This is a genomic window from Chitinophagaceae bacterium (genome assembly GCA_016699815.1).
GTDB lineage: Bacteria > Bacteroidota > Bacteroidia > Chitinophagales > Chitinophagaceae > Ferruginibacter.
Genome location: CP065012.1, coordinates 185,944 through 205,227, shown reverse-complemented (window position 1 = coordinate 205,227; position 19,284 = coordinate 185,944). Strand labels below are relative to the sequence as shown.

The 19,284-nt window shown below is 39.5% G+C and carries 13 protein-coding genes and 1 pseudogene; 6 read left to right on the top strand and 8 right to left on the bottom strand.

Going from position 1 to position 19,284, the window contains the following annotated elements; genetic code table 11:
- Positions 1 to 4 precede the first annotated feature (4 nt).
- The gene (locus tag IPO46_00930; GenBank protein QQS63215.1) at positions 5 to 1,243 is read left to right on the top strand and encodes an efflux RND transporter periplasmic adaptor subunit; all 1,239 of its coding nucleotides are present in this window, start codon (positions 5 to 7) and stop codon (positions 1,241 to 1,243) included.
- 161 nt (positions 1,244 to 1,404) lie between these two features.
- Positions 1,405 to 3,252 carry a beta-galactosidase gene (locus tag IPO46_00925; GenBank protein QQS63214.1) on the top strand — a complete coding sequence of 616 codons (1,848 nt, stop codon included), beginning with the start codon at positions 1,405 to 1,407 and terminating at the stop codon, positions 3,250 to 3,252.
- Between the two features lie 26 nt (positions 3,253 to 3,278).
- Here IPO46_00925 and IPO46_00920 read toward each other — a convergent pair whose 3' ends face one another.
- The 3 genes from IPO46_00920 to IPO46_00910 are packed head-to-tail and all read right to left on the bottom strand — an operon-like array spanning position 3,279 to position 4,625.
- The gene (locus IPO46_00920; GenBank protein QQS63213.1) at positions 3,279 to 3,596 is read right to left on the bottom strand and encodes an N-acetyltransferase; all 318 of its coding nucleotides are present in this window, start codon (positions 3,594 to 3,596) and stop codon (positions 3,279 to 3,281) included.
- A gap of 12 nt (positions 3,597 to 3,608) precedes the next feature.
- A complete protein-coding gene (gene folE / locus IPO46_00915; GenBank protein ID QQS63212.1) occupies positions 3,609 to 4,205 on the bottom strand; it encodes a GTP cyclohydrolase I FolE in 597 nt (198 codons plus the stop codon).
- Between the two features lie 9 nt (positions 4,206 to 4,214).
- Positions 4,215 to 4,625 carry a 6-carboxytetrahydropterin synthase gene (locus IPO46_00910; protein ID QQS63211.1) on the bottom strand — a complete coding sequence of 137 codons (411 nt, stop codon included), beginning with the start codon at positions 4,623 to 4,625 and terminating at the stop codon, positions 4,215 to 4,217.
- Between the two features lie 73 nt (positions 4,626 to 4,698).
- On the opposite strand from IPO46_00910, the gene IPO46_00905 reads away from it, so the two are divergent.
- Positions 4,699 to 5,319, top strand: coding sequence for a futalosine hydrolase (locus IPO46_00905; GenBank protein ID QQS63210.1), 621 nt, complete (start codon positions 4,699 to 4,701; stop codon positions 5,317 to 5,319).
- A 17-nt stretch (positions 5,320 to 5,336) separates the two neighbouring features.
- Positions 5,337 to 6,161 (top strand): 1,4-dihydroxy-6-naphthoate synthase, encoded by an 825-nt coding sequence (locus IPO46_00900; GenBank protein QQS64277.1) that lies wholly within the window; start codon positions 5,337 to 5,339, stop codon positions 6,159 to 6,161.
- On the opposite strand, the gene IPO46_00895 is transcribed toward IPO46_00900, so the two are convergent.
- From IPO46_00895 to IPO46_00875, 5 genes and pseudogenes are all read right to left on the bottom strand, one after another.
- A complete protein-coding gene (locus IPO46_00895; protein QQS63209.1) occupies positions 6,158 to 7,012 on the bottom strand; it encodes an aminotransferase class IV in 855 nt (284 codons plus the stop codon). The genes IPO46_00900 and IPO46_00895 overlap by 4 nt on opposite strands.
- A gap of 55 nt (positions 7,013 to 7,067) precedes the next feature.
- The gene (locus IPO46_00890) at positions 7,068 to 7,745 is read right to left on the bottom strand and encodes a response regulator transcription factor (GenBank protein ID QQS63208.1); all 678 of its coding nucleotides are present in this window, start codon (positions 7,743 to 7,745) and stop codon (positions 7,068 to 7,070) included.
- 323 nt (positions 7,746 to 8,068) lie between these two features.
- On the bottom strand, positions 8,069 to 8,956 hold the full coding sequence (locus IPO46_00885; protein ID QQS63207.1) for a 3-hydroxybutyryl-CoA dehydrogenase: 888 nt from the start codon (positions 8,954 to 8,956) through the stop codon (positions 8,069 to 8,071).
- Positions 8,957 to 9,004: 48 nt separating this feature from the next.
- Positions 9,005 to 9,308: pseudogene (locus IPO46_00880) on the bottom strand (four helix bundle protein).
- Between the two features lie 52 nt (positions 9,309 to 9,360).
- On the bottom strand, positions 9,361 to 10,545 hold the full coding sequence (locus IPO46_00875) for an acyl-CoA dehydrogenase family protein (GenBank protein ID QQS63206.1): 1,185 nt from the start codon (positions 10,543 to 10,545) through the stop codon (positions 9,361 to 9,363).
- Between the two features lie 210 nt (positions 10,546 to 10,755).
- On the opposite strand from IPO46_00875, the gene IPO46_00870 reads away from it, so the two are divergent.
- Positions 10,756 to 11,358: an SGNH/GDSL hydrolase family protein gene (locus IPO46_00870; GenBank protein QQS63205.1), complete on the top strand. Its 603-nt coding sequence runs from the start codon at positions 10,756 to 10,758 to the stop codon at positions 11,356 to 11,358.
- Between the two features lie 258 nt (positions 11,359 to 11,616).
- Positions 11,617 to 19,251: a hypothetical protein gene (locus tag IPO46_00865; GenBank protein QQS63204.1), complete on the top strand. Its 7,635-nt coding sequence runs from the start codon at positions 11,617 to 11,619 to the stop codon at positions 19,249 to 19,251.
- Positions 19,252 to 19,284 lie beyond the last annotated feature (33 nt).

Below are 19,284 nucleotides of genomic sequence, written 5' to 3'. Positions count from 1 at the left end.
GGAGATGAAACCATTTTATATAGTACTGTTCAGTTTTTCCATACTTATGTTTTTTGCATCCTGCAGGCAAAACAATGAAGCCCAGGATGAATCAGGAAAGGAAGAAGCGCATATTGACGAGCCTGTAAAACCAGGCACAACATCACTTACCCGGGAGCAAATGAAAGCTATTGGCGTGGAAATTGGGAGCATTGAAAATAAAGAACTCACCACATCATTAAAAGCCAGTGGAACTTTAAGGGTACCGAACCAAAATAAAGCCAGTGTAAACTCTGTGTACAGCGGTGTTGTAAAATCGTTGCTGGTACAGCCCGGCAGCAAAGTGGCAAAAGGGCAAACCATTGCCACAATTGGCAACCCGGAATTTATACAAGCACAAAGTGAATATCTAAGTGTTAGCGCAAAAATACAATTGGCTGAACTTGAAGTAAAACGCCAAAAAGAACTTAATGCAGGCAATGCAGGTTCTTTAAAAAATTTACAATCGGCAGAAACAGAGTTAAGAACCCTTAGAAACCTTAAAGCTACATTGGCACAGCAAATTCAATTAATGGGTATTAATCCTTCAGGGCTTTCCAGGGGCAAACTCATTTCGGTATTGGCCATTAAAAGTCCCATTAGTGGAGTAGTGAGCAATGTGTCTGTAAAAATGGGCAGCTTTGTAGATGTGAGTACAGCCGTTGCGGAAATAGTGGACAACAGCCAGTTGCACCTCGATTTATCTGTTTATGAAAAGGACCTTACACAATTAAAAGAAAATCAAATAATCCATTTTACCCTTACCAATAATCCGGGGAAAGAATACGATGCTCAAATATTTTCTTTGGGCTCATCTTTTGAAGGAGAAAGTAAAGCAATAGCTGTTCACGCAAAAGTTTTAGGCAATAAAAACGGATTAATAGACGGTATGAATGTTACCGCAATCATCAGCCTCACAAAAGCCCATGTACCTGCTATTCCATCCGAAGGAATTGTAACCTTCCAGGGCCAGGATTTTATTTTTATGGCTGTGGATCATCAACATCCTATTAGTAAAAACGAAGCAGATAGTAGCAAAACAAATCATAGAGAAAGCAGCAGCAGTTTTGAAATGATACCTGTTGTAAAAGGCGCTTCAGAAGTAGGGTATACCCAAATTACTTTGTTAAAAGAAATACACAAAGATGCCAAAATAGTGGTAAAAGGCGCATTTTTTGTAATGGCAAAACTTAATAATACCGGTGAGGAAGGCCATGAACATTAAATACAACGGGTTTACCTGCAAAATAATTTTATTATAAAAAATGATTGGCTGAAATAGTTTTTTGTTTTTACTTTTATTAGGTAAATACAAAAAAATGTATTTCTTTTTTTAGCATTTTGCACAGGTAATTTTAAATTTATAATTTCAATATTCTTAAAAATATGAAACAGCGGATAATTATTCTCATTGCTGCAATGTTTTTGGGTTTCAATTCTCTTGCCCAAAACAATAAACAAGCATTTACCATAGGTGATTCCAGTTTTTTATTAAATGGCAAACCTTATATTATCCGGTGTGGCGAAATGCATTATGCACGCATCCCCAAAGAATACTGGCGGCACCGTTTGCAAATGATAAAAGCCATGGGTTTAAATACCGTATGTGCCTACTTGTTTTGGAATTTTACCGAAAAGCAACCCGGAGTTTTTGATTGGAGCGGCCAGGCAAATGTGGCAGAGTTTTGCAAAATTGCACAACAGGAAGGCTTGTATGTTATCCTTCGCCCCGGGCCTTACTCCTGTGCCGAGTGGGATTTTGGCGGCCTGCCCTGGTGGTTGCTGAAAGACAAAAATATGGCCATTCGTACACAATATAAACCCTACCTTGATGCCTGCCGCAGATATTTGCTTGAAGTGGGGAAGCAATTAGTGCCTATGCAAATTACCAATGGCGGAAATATTTTAATGGTACAGGTTGAAAATGAATACGGCAGTTACGGAAAAGATAAAGATTACATCGGCATCATTAGAGATTATATTTTGGAAGCCGGCTTTAGCATTCCTTTGTTTACCTGCGATGGTCCATGGCAATTGGTGAATGATGTGCGCCCCGATATTTTTGCAGCGGTAAATTTTGGAGATGACCCTGCAGGTGGTTTTAAAGCTTTACGTGCTGTAGAACCCAAAGGGCCGTTGTTTTGCAGCGAATATTATCCCGGCTGGTTCGACAGTTGGGGCAAGCCTCACCACAAAGGTTCATCTGAAAATGTATTGAAAGATTTAAAATATATGCTCGACCATAAAGCATCTTTCAGTATTTATATGGCGCACGGCGGCACCACATTTGGCACATACAATGGAGCCAATGCGCCGCCTTTTATTCCGCAAACCAGTAGTTATGATTACGATGCACCCATAAATGAATCTGGCCAGGCAACAGAAAAATTCCATAGCATTAGAAATCTGCTTTCTAATTATTTACAGCAAGGCGAAAGTATCCCCAATATTCCTGCGCCATTTCCTGCACAACAAATTTCAAATTTTCAGTTTTCGCAAATAGCGCCTCTGTGGAAAAACCTTCCAAAACCGGTTCAAAACGATACGTTAATGCTTATGGAAGACCTGGACCAGGCCTATGGTGCAGTACTTTATCAAACAAAATTACAAGCAGGAAATAAAGCAAAATTGCGGTTTAAAAATGTAAACGACTATGCATTGGTATATGTCAACAAAGTTTTTATAGGCACTTTAGATAGAATAAAAGCTGATTCCACTATTGAAATCCCTCAAAGAGAAAAAGCAGCATTGTTGGAAATACTGGTAGAAGCTACAGGAAGGATAAACTACGGCCGCTATATTCACGACCGTAAAGGCATTCATGGTAAAGTAATTTTAGATAACGGGCAAACCCAAAAGGTATTATCGGGCTGGAATAATTATCCAATTACGCTTGGAGAAAAAAATATTCCGGTTCAATGGCAAGCGCTTTCCCCACAAAATGCAAATGCAGCTTCATTTTACAAAGGTTCATTTACTGCATCTGCCGATGCCGATACTTATTTGGATATGCGTAAATGGAACAAAGGTTTGGTATGGGTTAATGGCCATTGTTTAGGAAGGTTTTGGAACATTGGACCTACCCAAACCATGTTTTTGCCCGGATGCTGGTTAAAAAAAGGACAAAACGAAATAATAGTTTTTGATTTGTTTGGCACATCAAACCCACAAATGCAAAGTTTGGAAAAACCAATTTTAGACGAGTTAACCCTTAACGTAACGGAAAAGAAATAAATCAGCCAACTTTCTTAAATGTGCAATCAGGCAACCCAAATATCTTTGAAATTTTCAGTGTTACGCTTTAGCTGTGCAAGCACATAAGGGCAAAGTGGAACAACATTCAAATTATTTTCCCTTGCATAAGCAATCATTTTTTGAAACATAAGTTTGGCATAGCCTTTACCTTCGTTTTCTGGATTTACTTCGGTATGGTGAATAATTAACCGGGGCATACGGTTTGTTCCATCAATGTTCCCTGGAGAAATTGCAAATTCCATTTCCCCCTGTTTTTCCTTATTTTCCAAAAGTATAAAAGCCCCTTTTTGCGGCTCATGGAATTGTATCATTACTTCGGGCATGAAGTTTTACTTTTAATGTAACGTGGTACTAATAAGTTTCATAAATTCACTACGGGTTTCATTTTTTTCAAACTGCCCAAAAAATGCAGAAGTTGTAGTAACCGAATTTTGTTTTTGCACGCCCCTCATCATCATACATAAATGAGAAGCTTCTATTACTACTGCAACGCCCAATGGGTTTAAAGAAGTTTTGATGGCTTCCAAAATTTGTGTTGTTAACCTTTCCTGCACCTGCAGGCGGCGGCTGTAAACATCTACCACACGGGCAATTTTACTTAGCCCGGTAATATAACCATTTGGGATGTAGGCAACATGAGCCTTGCCAAAAAACGGTAGCAAATGGTGTTCACACATACTGTATAGTTCAATATCTTTTACCACAATCATTTCACTTACATCTTCATGAAATTTTGCAGATTCCAAAATTGCTTTTGCATCTATAGCATAACCCTGCGTATTATATTGCATGGCTTTTGCAATGCGCTCCGGGGTTTTTTGTAAACCTTCCCGGTTGGGGTCTTCGCCCAATGCGGCTATTATTGTTCGGTATGCTTTTGCCAGTGCAGCCGTAGAACGGCTATCGTAATGCTCTGTTTTTTTATAAGCCATAATATTTTTTTAAGCAGGGTATTGTACAAAATTGCGTGGGGTTTCATATAGGCGAACAGAAATTTGAAGCGAAGCAAGGATATGCGGCCGAAGCAGGTTATATATAGCTATGGCAATATTTTCTGCCGTAGGATTTACATTTCTAAACTCCACGCATTCTACATTTAGGTTTTTATGGTCGAAGCGTTCAATTATTTCTCTTTGTATAATATCGCTAAGTTCCTTCATGTCCATTACAAAACCTGTTTTGGGGTTCACGGTACCTACTAATTTTACAATAAGTTCGTAATTGTGCCCGTGGTAATTGGGGTTGCTGCATTTGCCAAAAACTTTATTGTTTTCTTCATTGCTCCATACAGGGTTGTACAGCCGGTGCGCTGCATTAAAACTTTCTTTTCTAAAAACGGCAATTTGTTCCATAATTTTCCACCCTTTTATAAACTAATTTTACAAAGTTAAGCACAATATAACTGTGTTAGCCGAAATTTGCCTTATGAAAGTACTGGTAACCGCTGCAACCGAATTAGAAATTTTTCCGTTTGTTAAAAAAAACAGTGGAGCAGAAATATTTATACATGGTGTAGGCGCCACCAATACTGCATTTGCACTAAGCCAAAAAATAAATGCAGCTTATGATATAGTGATACAGGCGGGTATTGCCGGAAGTTTTACTGGTAATTTACAATTGGGCCAAACGGTTGCAGTGGCAAAAGATTGTTTTGCAGATTTGGGGTTATTACACAATGGTACTTTATCATCCGTTTTTGAAATGGGCCTTGCCGGCGAAAATGATTTTCCCTATAAAAATGGTTATTTAGAAAACTACCATCCCATACTCCAATTATTATCACTGCAAAAAGTAAATGCAGCAACAATAAATTTAATTATTTCTGAAAAAAACTATAATCAGTTGGTACGGCAAAAATATAATGCCCATTTGGAAACAATGGAAGGCGCTGCATTTCACTATGTATGCCTGCAAAAAGAAATACCATTTTTACAAATAAGGGGCATCAGCAATTATGTGGGCGAAAGAGATAAATCAAAATGGAAGATGGAAGAAGCAATAGATAACCTTTGTAATAGCCTGGAAGATATTTTAAAAATTGTATAGTATTAATGAGAGAAAAGATTATTTTAAAAATCGGGTTTTCACCCTGCCCCAATGATACTTTTATATTTGATGCACTGGTCAATAAAAAAATGGATACGGGAAATTTACATTTTGAACCCGTATTGGAAGATGTGCAAACCCTAAACAATTGGGCCTTGCTGGGCAAACTACCAGTTACCAAACTGAGTTACGGCGTACTGCCATTGGTAGCCAGTAAATATAAATTATTGAATAGCGGCAGCGCATTAGGTAGTGGGGTAGGGCCATTGCTAATTGCGTTAAATAATATTTCGGTAAATGATGTGGCCAATCATAGAATTGCCATACCGGGGAAAAATACCACGGCACATCTTTTATTTTCTTTGGCTTTTCCTGAAGCAAAGCATAAAGAGTTTATGCGGTATGATGAGATAGAAAATTTTGTTTTGCAAGGCAATGGCCTTGGCGTAATTATTCATGAAAACCGCTTTACTTACGTGGCAAAAGGGTTAACTAAAATAATTGACCTGGGCGATTATTGGGAAAAAACCATTGGCACTGCCATTCCTCTTGGCGGCATTGTAATAGATAAAAAACTTCCTGCAGAAATTCAAAAACAAACAGAAGCCCTTATACAAAAAAGTATTGCGTTGTCTTTTGCGGCCTATCCGCAGTTATCGGGTTATGTTACTATTAATGCACAAGAAATGAGCGAAGCAGTTATGCGTAAACATATAGAGCTTTATGTAAACCACTTTACCAGTTACTTGGGTGAAGAAGGCAAAAAAGCCGTAGTAAAACTCATGCAGGTATTTGCCGAAACAACAGGCACTGCTGTAAATACCGGTGATTTATTTGTTTAATCCCTATGAAAAATTTTAGGAAATGCAAGGTGCAGCGCATCTACAATTTCTATTACTTTATTTGGAGTAAAATACTTGTGGCCTACCTGGCCTACCCATCTTATATTAAAAATTGAATTGCTCAAAAATACTTCATCGGCCTGCAGCAGCATTTCTTCGGTAACTTCGCCCTCCTTTATAGAAAACCCCAGGCCCGGAAGTTTTTTCATAAGAAAATTTCTCATTACACCTTCTATGCAGCCTTCGGCTAATGCAGGGGTAATAATATTTTCTCCTTTAATAAGGTACACATTGGCAATACTGCTATCGGCAATCCTCCCTTTGTCGTTAAGCAACAGCGCATCGGCACAATGCTTTTCTTTTGCATAAAGGGCAGCCATGCAATAAGGCAGGTAATTATTGTGCTTAATGTTACAATAACTGTCGCAGGCTTTATAAGCAGCTTTGTAAACACAAAGGTTAAGGCCAATGCTGTTGAGCATTTCAATATGCGGCGGCAATTGCCAGCTTTGAATTAAATATTCCGGTACATGGCTTTTGGGATCAAACATTCCGCCATCGCCCCGTAAAATGGCCATACGTATCCTGGCACCGATATGCTTATTTTTTTGAAGGGTTTTTGAAATTTCTTCTTTTAATTTATCCGGGGTAAAATGTTTGGGTATGTCAAAATACATTTTTTTCATCCCTTTCCATAGCCTGGCAAAATGCTCATGCTCCAGCAAAAGTTCGCCCTCACTGTATTTTATAGTTTCAAATAGCCCATCGCCATAGCGTAGCGCCCTGCTATTTACACCCGCTACCGGCGTGTTTTCTTCAAATAAAACTCCATTGTAATTATAATACGTCATGAGCTACACTAAAAATCCCCATTTAAAACGGGGATTTGTTTGGATAAAAATGGGGTTACATTTCCTCAATTATTTTATGCTTAACGGCGTACATTATTAAACCTGCCGTACTTTTAGCGCCGGTTTTTACTTTTAGTTTATCCCGTATGGATTCTACCGTCCTTGGGCTCAAGTCAACGATATCTGCAATTTCTTTGGTGCTTTTTTCTTCGCACATGAGGCGTAAAATAGTGGTTTCCTTTTCATTGAGCACTACTTCGGCAGCGGCTAAATGCGGCGGGGGAGCATTATTTTTTTGCTTTAAGTTTGTTAAGAGCGCTTTATTGGTTATATCGTTAAAAAAATATTCCTGTTCCATACAGGTTTTTATTGCTTCATAAATCACTTCACTATCACTGTCTTTGGTTAAATAGCTGTTGGCGCCCAGTTCCATCAATTGAGTTACCATACTGTGGTTATCCATCATGGTAAGCATAATAATTTTAATGCCGGGATACAGTTTTTTAATTTCGGGCAACACATTAATTCCCGTCATTATGGGCATTTCAATATCCAATAAAATAACGTCGGCAACTGTTGTTTTTAAAAGCGTAAGCAGGTGCATTCCATTATCGGCTTCTGCAATAATTTTTAAGTCTTTTTTAGTACTGAGCGCCGTTTTTACACCGGCCCTGTACAATACATGGTCATCGGCAATAATTACCTGAATAGGATCTGAATTTTCTTGTTTCATAATAAGTTAAGCAAATGTATTATTTTTTGGATTAGTAAGAATACGATTTTATAACGCTGAAATAAGATAAAAAATTATAAATCACCCCAAATTAAAGCGTAAGTACCCTAAAAAAGTGATGGGAAAATTACGCAAGTAGCCTGATTACAGGTTTTAGAAGGAAATGAAAACTTTATAAAAGCAACATTTTTAGCTAATTTACCGTGAACATGAGTTGACTATACAATTTTTACTACACAAAAATTAGAAATATTAAAGTAATGCTGCAAGTTTATATATTTAGCCCGTTTAAAACCAGGGAAAATTAGTTAAAATAGGTAAGCCTACTTTTTAAAACTTTCGCTCACTACCCACTCTTTACTTCCGGCTTTATATTTATAAAAACCTTCGCCGCTTTTTGCACCCAGTTTACCAGCCAGTACCATATTTACCAATAATGGGCAGGGTGCATATTTTGGGTTGCCAAAACCTTCCTGCAATACTTTTAAAATACTATAGCATACATCCAGGCCAATAAAATCTGCTAACTGTAATGGCCCCATTGGGTGTGCCATTCCCAACTTCATCACGGTATCAATTTCTTCCACACCAGCTACGCCTTCGTATAAGCTGTAAATGGCTTCGTTAATCATCGGCATTAAAATTCTGTTTGCAATAAAGCCGGGGTAATCGTTTACCACACAGGGTATTTTGCCCAGTTGCTTACTTAGGCCAGCAATTATATCACTCACTTCTTTTGTAGTGGCATAGCCGTTAATAATCTCCACCAGCTTCATTACAGGTACCGGGTTCATAAAATGCATTCCTATTACTAATCCGGGCCTTTTTGTAACGGCCGCAATTTTAGTAATTGAAATTGATGATGTATTGGTTGCCAGTATGCATTCCTGCGGCGCATGTTCATCTATTTTTTTAAAAATTTGCAATTTCAACTCAGTATTTTCTGTGGCTGCTTCTATAACTAAGCCTGCATTTTTTACACCATCAGCAATTGAATTTACTGTAGTGATATTAGCAAGTGTTGCAGTTTTTTGTTCCGCAGTTAAACTTCCTTTTGCAATCTGCCTGTCTAAATTTTTGTCAATGGTTGTTAATGCTTTTTGCATTTGCACCTCATTTACATCAATAAGGTTCACTTTAAAACCTGCTTGGGCAAATACATGTGCAATGCCGTTTCCCATGGTGCCGGCGCCGATAACTGAAATGTTCATAAAATATATTATTGAGAATGTATAATGTATAATTTTTTATAGGTGTTGTTATTGAATTTCTGATATTTTGTTTCTGCTGGTTTTAAAAATTGATGTGCGTATTTTAATAATTTCAATGAGATTTGGATGTATGCTATTGAACACAGCCAAGGTAAGAAAATCTGATTCTTTCATAAGCCTTAGCCAATATCCTGTTTCTTGTGTTTCCTTTAGCACCAATTGAAGTACCAGATCTTAATACCTGCTTACTCAATACAAATTCCCTCATACTTTCTATCAAATATTTATAAAGCCGCACAATTCTTACCGCAAATTCAAAACTCTTAACCTCAATCAAATTTCCTTCTTTCATAAAGTAACATTTAGGCATCCTTCATTATACATCATTCATTATACATTGTCAATTACTTAAACGCATTCATCCCCGTTACATCCATCCCCGTTATCAGCAAATGAATATCGTGTGTGCCTTCGTAAGTAATCACACTCTCCAGATTCATCATGTGGCGCATCACCGGGTATTCGCCAGTAATGCCCATTCCGCCCAGCATTTGGCGGGCATCCCTGCAAATGTTGGTGGCAATTTCGCAGGCATTTCTTTTAGCCATGCTCACTTGTTGCGGCGTTACTTTTCCTTCGTTCATCAACACACCCAATCGCCAGTTGAGTAATTGTGCCTTGGTAATTTCAGTAACCATTTCGGCCAGTTTTTTTTGCTGCAATTGAAACCCGCCAATGGGTTTTCCAAATTGTATGCGCTCCTTGCTATATTCCAAAGCAATATGGTAGCAATCCATTGCCGCACCCACAGCGCCCCATGCAATGCCGTAGCGGGCTTTTGTTAAGCAACCCAGCGGCCCTTTTAAACCTTTTACATTGGGAAAAATATTTTCTTTAGGCACTTTTACATTATCAAAAACCAGCTCACCTGTTGCGCTTGCACGCAGGCTCCATTTGCCATGTGTAGTGGGCGTACTAAAACCTTCCATACCTCTTTCTACAACCAGGCCTCTTATATCGCCTGCTTCATCTTTTGCCCACACTACGGCTACCTGGCTAAAAGGGGCATTGCTAATCCACATTTTGGCGCCATTTAAAATTACATGATCGCCGGCATCTTTAATATTGGTGAGCATACTGCTCGGATCGCTGCCATGGTTGGGCTCCGTTAACCCAAAGCAACCCAGCCATTCGCCACTTGCCAGTTTGGGTAAATATTTGTTGCGCTGCTCTTCGCTGCCGTATTGATAAATAGGAAACATCACCAAACTGCCCTGCACACTTGCTGTAGAACGCACACCACTATCGCCACGCTCCAACTCCTGCATCATAAGCCCGTAACTAATATAATCCAGCCCTCCGCCGCCATATTGCTCGGGAATTGTGGGGCCAAACACACCCAGTTCACCCATTTGCTTTACAATTTGCTGCGGAAATTCTGCACGCTGTGCATAATCTTCAATAATGGGCGAAATTTCTTTTTTAACGTAATTGCGTACGCTTTCCCGTACCAGTTTATGCTCTTCGGTAAGCAGTTCATCTACATTAAAATAATCAGGGCTATTAAAATTGTCTGTTTTGGCTGCCATCTTTTTATAATTTTTATATTTAATTTTTTTTTTGGCCCGGCACCATCACATTCTTCTGCTTCATTGGCGTCGCACCCTTGTACAATATATCATTTTTGAGCAGGGTAAAATGTTACTGCTTAAATATTGCCGCAAAGATAAGGTGATGCCCATTTACTATCGGCCATCCTAATTTATAAATATGTATTTTAGCTATTGAAAAAGTAAAAAATGCAATTTACCTATTTAGCCTTAGGCGATAGCTATACAATCGGTGAGCAGGTTTCGTTGTACGAAAGCTTTCCCTACCAGCTTATACAATTATTGCGTAAGTCTGCCATTGATTTTTTGGCCCCGGAAATTATTGCCAAAACAGGCTGGACAACCAATGAACTTTTATCCCAAATGGAACAAACCCATTTTTTAAAAAACTATGATTGGGTAACCTTGTTAATTGGTGTAAATAATCAATACAGGGGAAGAAGCGTAGAAAATTATCAGCAGGAATTTACCGATTTAATTCAAATGGCAATTGGTCTCTGTGGCAATAAACCAGGGCAGGTAATAGTGCTCAGCATACCCGACTGGGGCACAACCCCATTTGCAAAAGAAAAAGACACTAAAAAAATTTCCTATGAAGTAGATGACTACAATAAAACCTGCAAACAAATTACTGAAAATGCAGGCTGCAAATTTATAAATATTACAAATGCTCAAAGAGCCGATGCTTCCAGGCCTGAATTTGTTGCAGCAGATGGCTTACACCCAAGCGAAAAAGAATATGCAAAATGGGCAAATAAACTATATGCATATATTTTTTCTATGGTAAAATAGAAATGCAAGGAGCAATTTTGGCCTGCCAACTGCTTTTATGCCAAATTTTTCACTAAAAATGCAGGGTTTATTACAGTTCAGTGCACTTTTTACAGTACAATACCGTCTTTTTATAGAATTTGTTATTAACATTATATTAAATCTGTGCAAAAAGCAGTTTTTAAGTCTTAATATAATGTAGCTTTGCTTTTCTTTTTATCTCCGTGCTATGAATACACTTGCCTGCCCATAAACCACTGAATTAGTTATTGATTAAACATGAAAAATATTTACCTTTTTTTCAACCGGATTTTAGGTGTAGAATCATTTGCCATTTTGTTATTTTTTGCCTTGCTTTTTGCAGGTAAAGAGAGTAATGGGCAGGCTTTTGGAGTTACTTACGACTTTGCTAATGTAACCACAAGTAGTGGAACAACCGATCCTACACCTCCGCCAACTGCAACAGGAGTTACTTTTGGTTCATTTTCTGCTGCCGGTGTAGCACCCAATCCAAATGCGGCTACAAGATTTAGTTTTACTGGTTGGTCTACTGGTGCAACACATGGAAGCAATACATTTTCCGGAAATATAGATTTAAGCGATTATTACCAGGTTACCATTACACCCCTGGCCGGATATTCTATTGATATCAATACCATCGAATTCAGGATGCAAAGGTCAGGAACTGGTACGAGGCAATATTCCGTAAGATCAAGCATTGGAGGATATGCAGCAAATTTACCTGCAAGTATTAATCCTGCAAATACAGATTTAACGGTAGTGGCAACCAATATTTTCCAGGTAGATGATGCCAGCTCATCTGCCGAAGATGGCAGTACAATTACTTTAGGTGCAACTTTTGATGGATTGTCTTCCGCCGTTACCTTTAGATTTTATGGATGGAATGCAGAAGCGGCAGGCGGGTCTTTTGGCATTGATAATGTAATTATAAATGGCGTAGCAAATGTTTCGTGTACCCCTCCGGCAGCACCTACTGGCAGCAGCCCACAAAGTTTCTGTTCAGGCGCAACTGTTGCCAGCCTTTCTGCAACCGGCAGTAGTATTCAATGGTATGATGCTTCATCTGGCGGTAATTTACTTATCGGCTCAACAGCGTTGGTAAATGGCACTCATTACTATGCATCTCAAACTGTATCGGGCTGCGAATCTACCAGCAGGCTGGATGTTACAGCTCAGGTTTATACCAGCACCACATCAATAGCGCCGGTTGCTACACAAACTATTCCACCATCTACAAATGGCACAATGCTTACCATTACAACAGGTACGGCTACTGTTACATCTACCGAATGGAAATATGCTACAACTTCCGGCGGCCCTTATAGTTCATTCTCACCAACAGAAACCGGGAGCACTTATACTCCAAATTTTGCGGCAGTTAATACATATTTTGTAGTTGCCGAGGTAACTTATGCTGCTCCTTGCGCTACTACCATTACCAGTAACGAAGTACAAATAAATGTTACCAGTTCTTATATCTCTAATAATAATGGAAGCTGGTTTACGCCTGCTACTTGGTTGCCGGTTGGTGTACCCGGCCCTACTGACGATGTAATCATTAACCATGCAGTTACCAGCAATGCTGCAATTACCCGTAATGCAGGTACAACTACTTTAGTAAACGCCGGGCATTCGCTTGCTGTAGATGCAACTTATACCAATAATGGAACTACAACCATTAATGGCACTTTTCAACTAAATACAGGTGGCTATGCCAATGGAGCAAACTGGTTTGTATATGCAGCTACTGGCAGTTATCTTATTTTTAACAGCGCTGGTACTTATGGCGTAACGCCAGGGCAACGCTTTTGGCCTGCAACAAATTTTCCTTTTAATGTTACTTTAAATACAGGGTGCGGTGCCAATTTAAATGATGGAGCAAGAACCATAAACGGAACACTTACTTTATATGCAGGCTATGTAAATACCGCCGGCACTACAATTAACGGCACTTTACAAATGCGTAACGGTGGTTTTGTTTCTGCAAACAGCCCAACCTATGGCGCTGCCTCCTTGCTATGGTATTATTGTACCAACACAACTTACAATAATGGCCTGGAGTGGACACCTTCTGCTGCTCCAACTAATGTGCAATTAAGTTCAAACACAACGCTCAATTACCCGGCAATAACCGGCGCCAGAACCATTACCGGAAACCTTATTGTTGATGGCGGTTCATCTTTATATATGGATTTTGGTTCTGTAGATTGCGGCGGCGCTTTAACCGTAGGAGGCAATGTTACTATTAATGGCAATTTATCATTAGGTACGGTATTTAACCGGGATTTAAAAACAAGCGGTAATTTAACTTTTGGCAGTGGATACAGTTTTACTCCGAATAACAGAGCCGTTTGGTTCGAAAAACCATCTGGTACACAAATCATAACAACACCGGCATCTGCCGATTTAACCATTCCCTATATTGTAGTTGGCGCAGCTTCCGGCTCAGGCACTACCTTGCAAATGGGCCAAAATTTATTTATAACAGCACCTCTTGCCGGTAATGCCATTTCTTTTACTACTGCCAATGATATCATCAATATAAACAACAGAAGAATTACTATCGGTTCAAATGCAATTGCCAATATGGTTTCAGGAAATGGAACTTTTAGGGGAAGCACTAGCTCCAACATGACCTTATTGGGTGATGGAGATATTGGAACAATACGGTTTACGCCAACTTATCAAACCTTAGCAAACCTTACCCTTAACCGTACCGCCGCAAATGCAGGCGCTGCATTGGGTACAGATTTAACAATAAATAACAGTGTAACATTGCAATCAGGGCTGCTAAGTTTGGGTACCAATAACCTCACCTTAAATGCCAGTGCTACTGTAAATGGTAATACACCTACTGCAACTAATATGGTTGTAGCAGATGGAAGCGGCGAAATGCGTAAAATTTTTAATGCTGCAGGTTCATTTACATTTCCTATAGGTGATAATACTGCCCCAAATGGCGCACAGTATAGCCCGGCAACCTTAAGCTTTACTTCGGGTGTAGGCTTTAGTACAAGCACTTATGGCGGCGTAAGGGTTACCGATTTAGTGCATCCTAATAATAATATTGCAGCAAATTACATTACCCGTTATTGGTCCACAAGCACCAACCTGCCTACATACAATTGCAATGCATCATTTACTTATACCGATGCTGACATAGTGGGCGCTTCTGAAGCAGAAATGATTTCTGCCCGTTGGGACGGCGCTTTATGGAACCCAGGAAATTTGGTGAATGCTGCTACAAATACCATCAGCTTTAATGCACTTACAGCATTGCTCATTGATTTTACCGCAGGCGATCAATTTTCTCCCATGCCTCTATGGACAAACCCTATTACAGGTACAAATCCCAATACGGCAAACCCTTATACAACAGGTGATATTTATAATCCGCATATCAGCGTATCCGGTATTACAAGAGGTTCGGGTATTGCAAGCTCAAATGCCAACGACAGGTATAATGCAAATGGATGGAGTACAACTTCAATGAATACAAACGATTATTTTGAATTTACTCTTACACCTGGCACCGGCAAAAAAATTAATTTTGTAAGCTTTATTTATACCGGGCAAAATTCAGGAACAGGTCCTGTAAACTTTGCCTTTAGGGGCAGTGCCGATGGGTTTTCCAATAATATTGGTACTGCAACCTTGTTGGGTACAACCATTAGTTTAAGCGGCGCCGATTATCAAAATATTACAGCGCCTATTACTTTTAGGTTTTATGCATGGGGCGGTACGGGAGGTACTTACAGCATAAATGATTTTACTTTTAATGGTACCGTTGCAAACATAGTGGGTGATTATACTTTTGCTGCAGATCATTTCCGTTCAATTGCTTCCGGCAACTGGGGAAACCGGGCTAACTGGCAATCATCTCACAACAACATTTTATGGATTGCGGCAACCGCTGCACCATCTAAAACAGCATCTTCAGTTGTAATTCAAAATACACATTCAATACAGCTTACGCATAACCCGGGTTTGAGTAATGTAGCATTAGCGGGCTCTTTAATAATGTTAAGTGGCTATATTTCTACCGGGCCATTTGCCAGCAATACCTATAGCGGTATTATAGATTTAGCCGATGGAGCTGGTTATTCATTAGACATAGCGAGTGGCGCAAAATTGCAAGTTGTTTCAACCGAAGCTACCTATACTTTTGGTGTATTATATAATGCTTCAGGAAATATTAATGTACAAACCGGTGGTATGATAAGTATTGGAGATGGAATAAATACTCATGCTGTGGGCGGCTATTCCAATATAGGCTCCGAGGTTACCTCTAAGGTAAATTGGAACCACGGGGCAATTTTAGATTGGAACAGCACCGGTGTAAATGGCCTTACAACTAATGGTATTACCTATTTTCCCGATGCTAATGCAAGCACAATTCCATTACTCAGAATTTCGCAAACACAAGGTGGAACATGGGGTTCAGCCGGTACAACAATTATTAACGGCCTCACAGCAATTAATGCCCGTAATACGCTTGCAGCAAGCGGCAGTGTTACCTTCAGGGATGGCATTTGCGGTAGCGACAGTCTTACATTTAATATAACCGGCGCAGGAACTTTGCATATTGATGGCGCAGCGCCCATTCTTGGTGGCTCCAACCTTAGGATTTTAACCAATAAAGTAATTAATATTGATAATGGCATTACCGTGCCTGCAGATTCGGTAGTAAAAGTTTATGGCTCGGTAGTTAACCTGCTGGTTTTTCAAAATAAAGGCAGCAATAATTTTACCGTTAATGGCACAGCAAACCTTACCACAACTACAATAAGCAATACAGGCGGTGCCGTAATTATTAACGGCAAATTAATTACAGCACATGCCGGTGGATTAGAAGCTACAGCCACAAGTGGCGGCGGTACGGTTACTACTACTGGCAGCACAACTTATGTAAACGAAAACAGCACAGTAGAATACAATGCAGCTTCGGGAAATCAAAATATAACCGGATCTACAGTACTGGAAACCCAAACCGGCGGCGACCTTGCAAACTATCACCCTTACTATAAAATTATTTTTAGTGGTGGCGGTACTAAAACACCTCTAAATGTAGTGAGGGTTGATACCACAAATAAAAGTTCTGTAACCATTACCGGAACGCCTTTGGTAGATTTCACCTCCTACAACCTGGGAGATACCAGCCCTGTAAATATTACCCCATTTATTATGGATGGCGGCAGGTTAAAATTAGGTACAACCGGCTCTGGCTATGCATTGCCCTGGATGAATGGTAACTATAATTTAACCGCAGGTGTAGTAGAATTTTCCAATATTAATGCCACAAGGCAAACCATAAAAGGAGAAGCCAATCATGCCTATTACGATGTAGAAGTTACGGGCAATAATGTTGGCCAGTCTAATGGCAATATCAACATCAAAAATAATTTTTCCATATTGGCCAATGCAGTTTTGCATATGAGCAATCGCTCAATAGTACAGGCTGCTGCAGGTACACAAACCTTTAGGATGTATAGCGGCTCCAGGTTATTAACTGCAAATGATTTGGGTTTTCATGGCCCGCTATCCGGCCTCAATGCACCTACCGTAAAATCGCCGGATATTGATAACGTAACCCTTGATGCCAATAGCACTATAGATTATAACAGGAGCAACTTTTACCTGGGCAACCCCAATGGTAACCAAACCATCACAACAACCATCCCTTATCAGCATTTAATTTTAAGCGGCGATGGAAATAAAACACCTGCACTTTCATCCACATTAGAAGTAAAAGGTAATTTCTTAAAAGGCGGCAACCCAACGGCAAAATTTATACATAATGATGGTACGGTTTTATTGAGCGGAACCGCAAAACAAATTTATGCCGACAGCTCTGTAAGCAAGGATGTAATAGAACTCAACAATTTTACCACTTCCAATAATACACCGCTTGCAGCAGATAGTATTTCAATTCGCAACAGTATTGGCATTCATAAAAAAATGTTATTTTCGGCAGTAAGTACCAAATTACTTCTCGATTCCGGCAATATCATCATACGTAGCAGCGCAACCAGCACCGGGTGGATTGCAGCAATTCCTACCGGGGTTACCATCAATTACGATAAAGGTTTAACCAACAACAACCGAGGACGATTTATTGTTGAACGCTATAATTACAATGCCCGTAAATGGAGGTTTTTAAGCATACCATTAACCACTTCACAAACCATAAATGAAGCATGGCAGGAAGCTGATCAAACTGGAACCGGGAACCCGGTAAGCGGCTATGGCACAAGAATAGGTAGCTTGTATAGTAACTGGAATAGCAGCAATTGGTTTGATATGAACACACCCGGTGGCCATGATATGAAATACTGGAGCAATGATGCCAACCAGCGCTATAATACCATCAGCAAAACAGATACTGCAATTGCTACCGGCACAGGCTGGATGAAATTTGTGAGAGGCGACAGGAGCGTGGTAAGTACTACCGGAAGCAGTGCCACAATTTTAAGAACAAGAGGAACTTTAAAACGCAATGCACAATCGGTAAGTTTTACAGCTACGGCAACTAACCAATTTTTTAGTGCAGGTAACCCATATGCCTCGGCTGTAGATTTAAGGCAAATAACTCCCAGCGGCGTTGCATTTGCAGGTGATGCAAAGGTGAAGTTTTTCTGGGTTTGGGATCCACGGCTTACCAATGCTGCAAATGGCGGGGCTTATGGATTGGGCGCCTTCCAGCTATTTACTTTAAATGGTGCAGGTACAGATTATACAATATTCCCCGGAAGCAATGGAATGCCCGGCGACCCTTATAATACCAATGGAAGTATTGATAATAATATAGAATCGGGCACGGCATTTTATGTACAGTCAAAAGCCGCAGGTGCTGGCTCTGTATCGTTTAGTGAAGGCAGCAAAACCGATGGCAGCAGAGAAGTATTTAGGATGAAAACACAGGATGTACGCTTAATGAACATACTCGAAGCTGTTACACCCGATGGGCCTGCAACAATGGATGGGGTTTTAATAGATTTCAACAATAACAATAGTAATGCTGTAAATGGAGATGATGCATTAAAAATTACTAACCCCGGCGAAAACTTATCCATAGATAAAAGCGATAAACAATTAATGTTTGAAAGCAAATTAACCATTCAAAAAGCAGATACCATCTTCCTGAAAATATCCGGGTTAAAAGCAAGGCCATACCGGTTTAACCTGCAACCCATAAATATGGCCAAGCCCGGGCTACAGGCCTGGTTAATTGATAAATTTACTGAAACAGCAACATCAATAGACCTTGCTGCAGGCAGCATCTATAATTTTGAAATTAGCAACAATGCTACTGCCGCTGCAGACCGGTTTATGATTGTATTTAAGCAAATTAAAAAAGTAAGGTTTATAGGAATAAATGCAAACAGGAACGCTAATAAATCGGTTACCGTAAATTGGAAAACTGCCGATGAAGAAGATGTACTTAATTACGAAGTGGAAAAAAGCACAGATGGCGAAAATTTTGCAGTAGTTAAAAATACAAATCCCGGAATGGCTTATATTTTTGACGATGAGAGGGCAGAACAAGGCGCCATTACTTATCGAATAAAAGCAATACATACTGATGGAAGCATACTTTACAGCAATGTAGAGAAAGTGGGCGCTTTACCTTCAGAAATTTCTATAAAAGCTACGCCAAACCCAGTTTACGATAATATTATTAAAATACAGTTCTGCAACCAGCCATTGGGAAAATACCAAATGCAAATGATGAACCAGGCTGGCCAAATTGTATTAACAAAAGAAGTAAGTATCAACAGTTATTTACAAATCATAGAAATTCCGGCAATGGCTTTTGCCAATGGCATTTATCAAATGCACTTTATTGATAAGAATAAGAAAAGCCAAATGCTAAAACTGAGTTTACTTAAATAGCTTTCAAAAAAATGCCATTTAAAAAAACGGTAT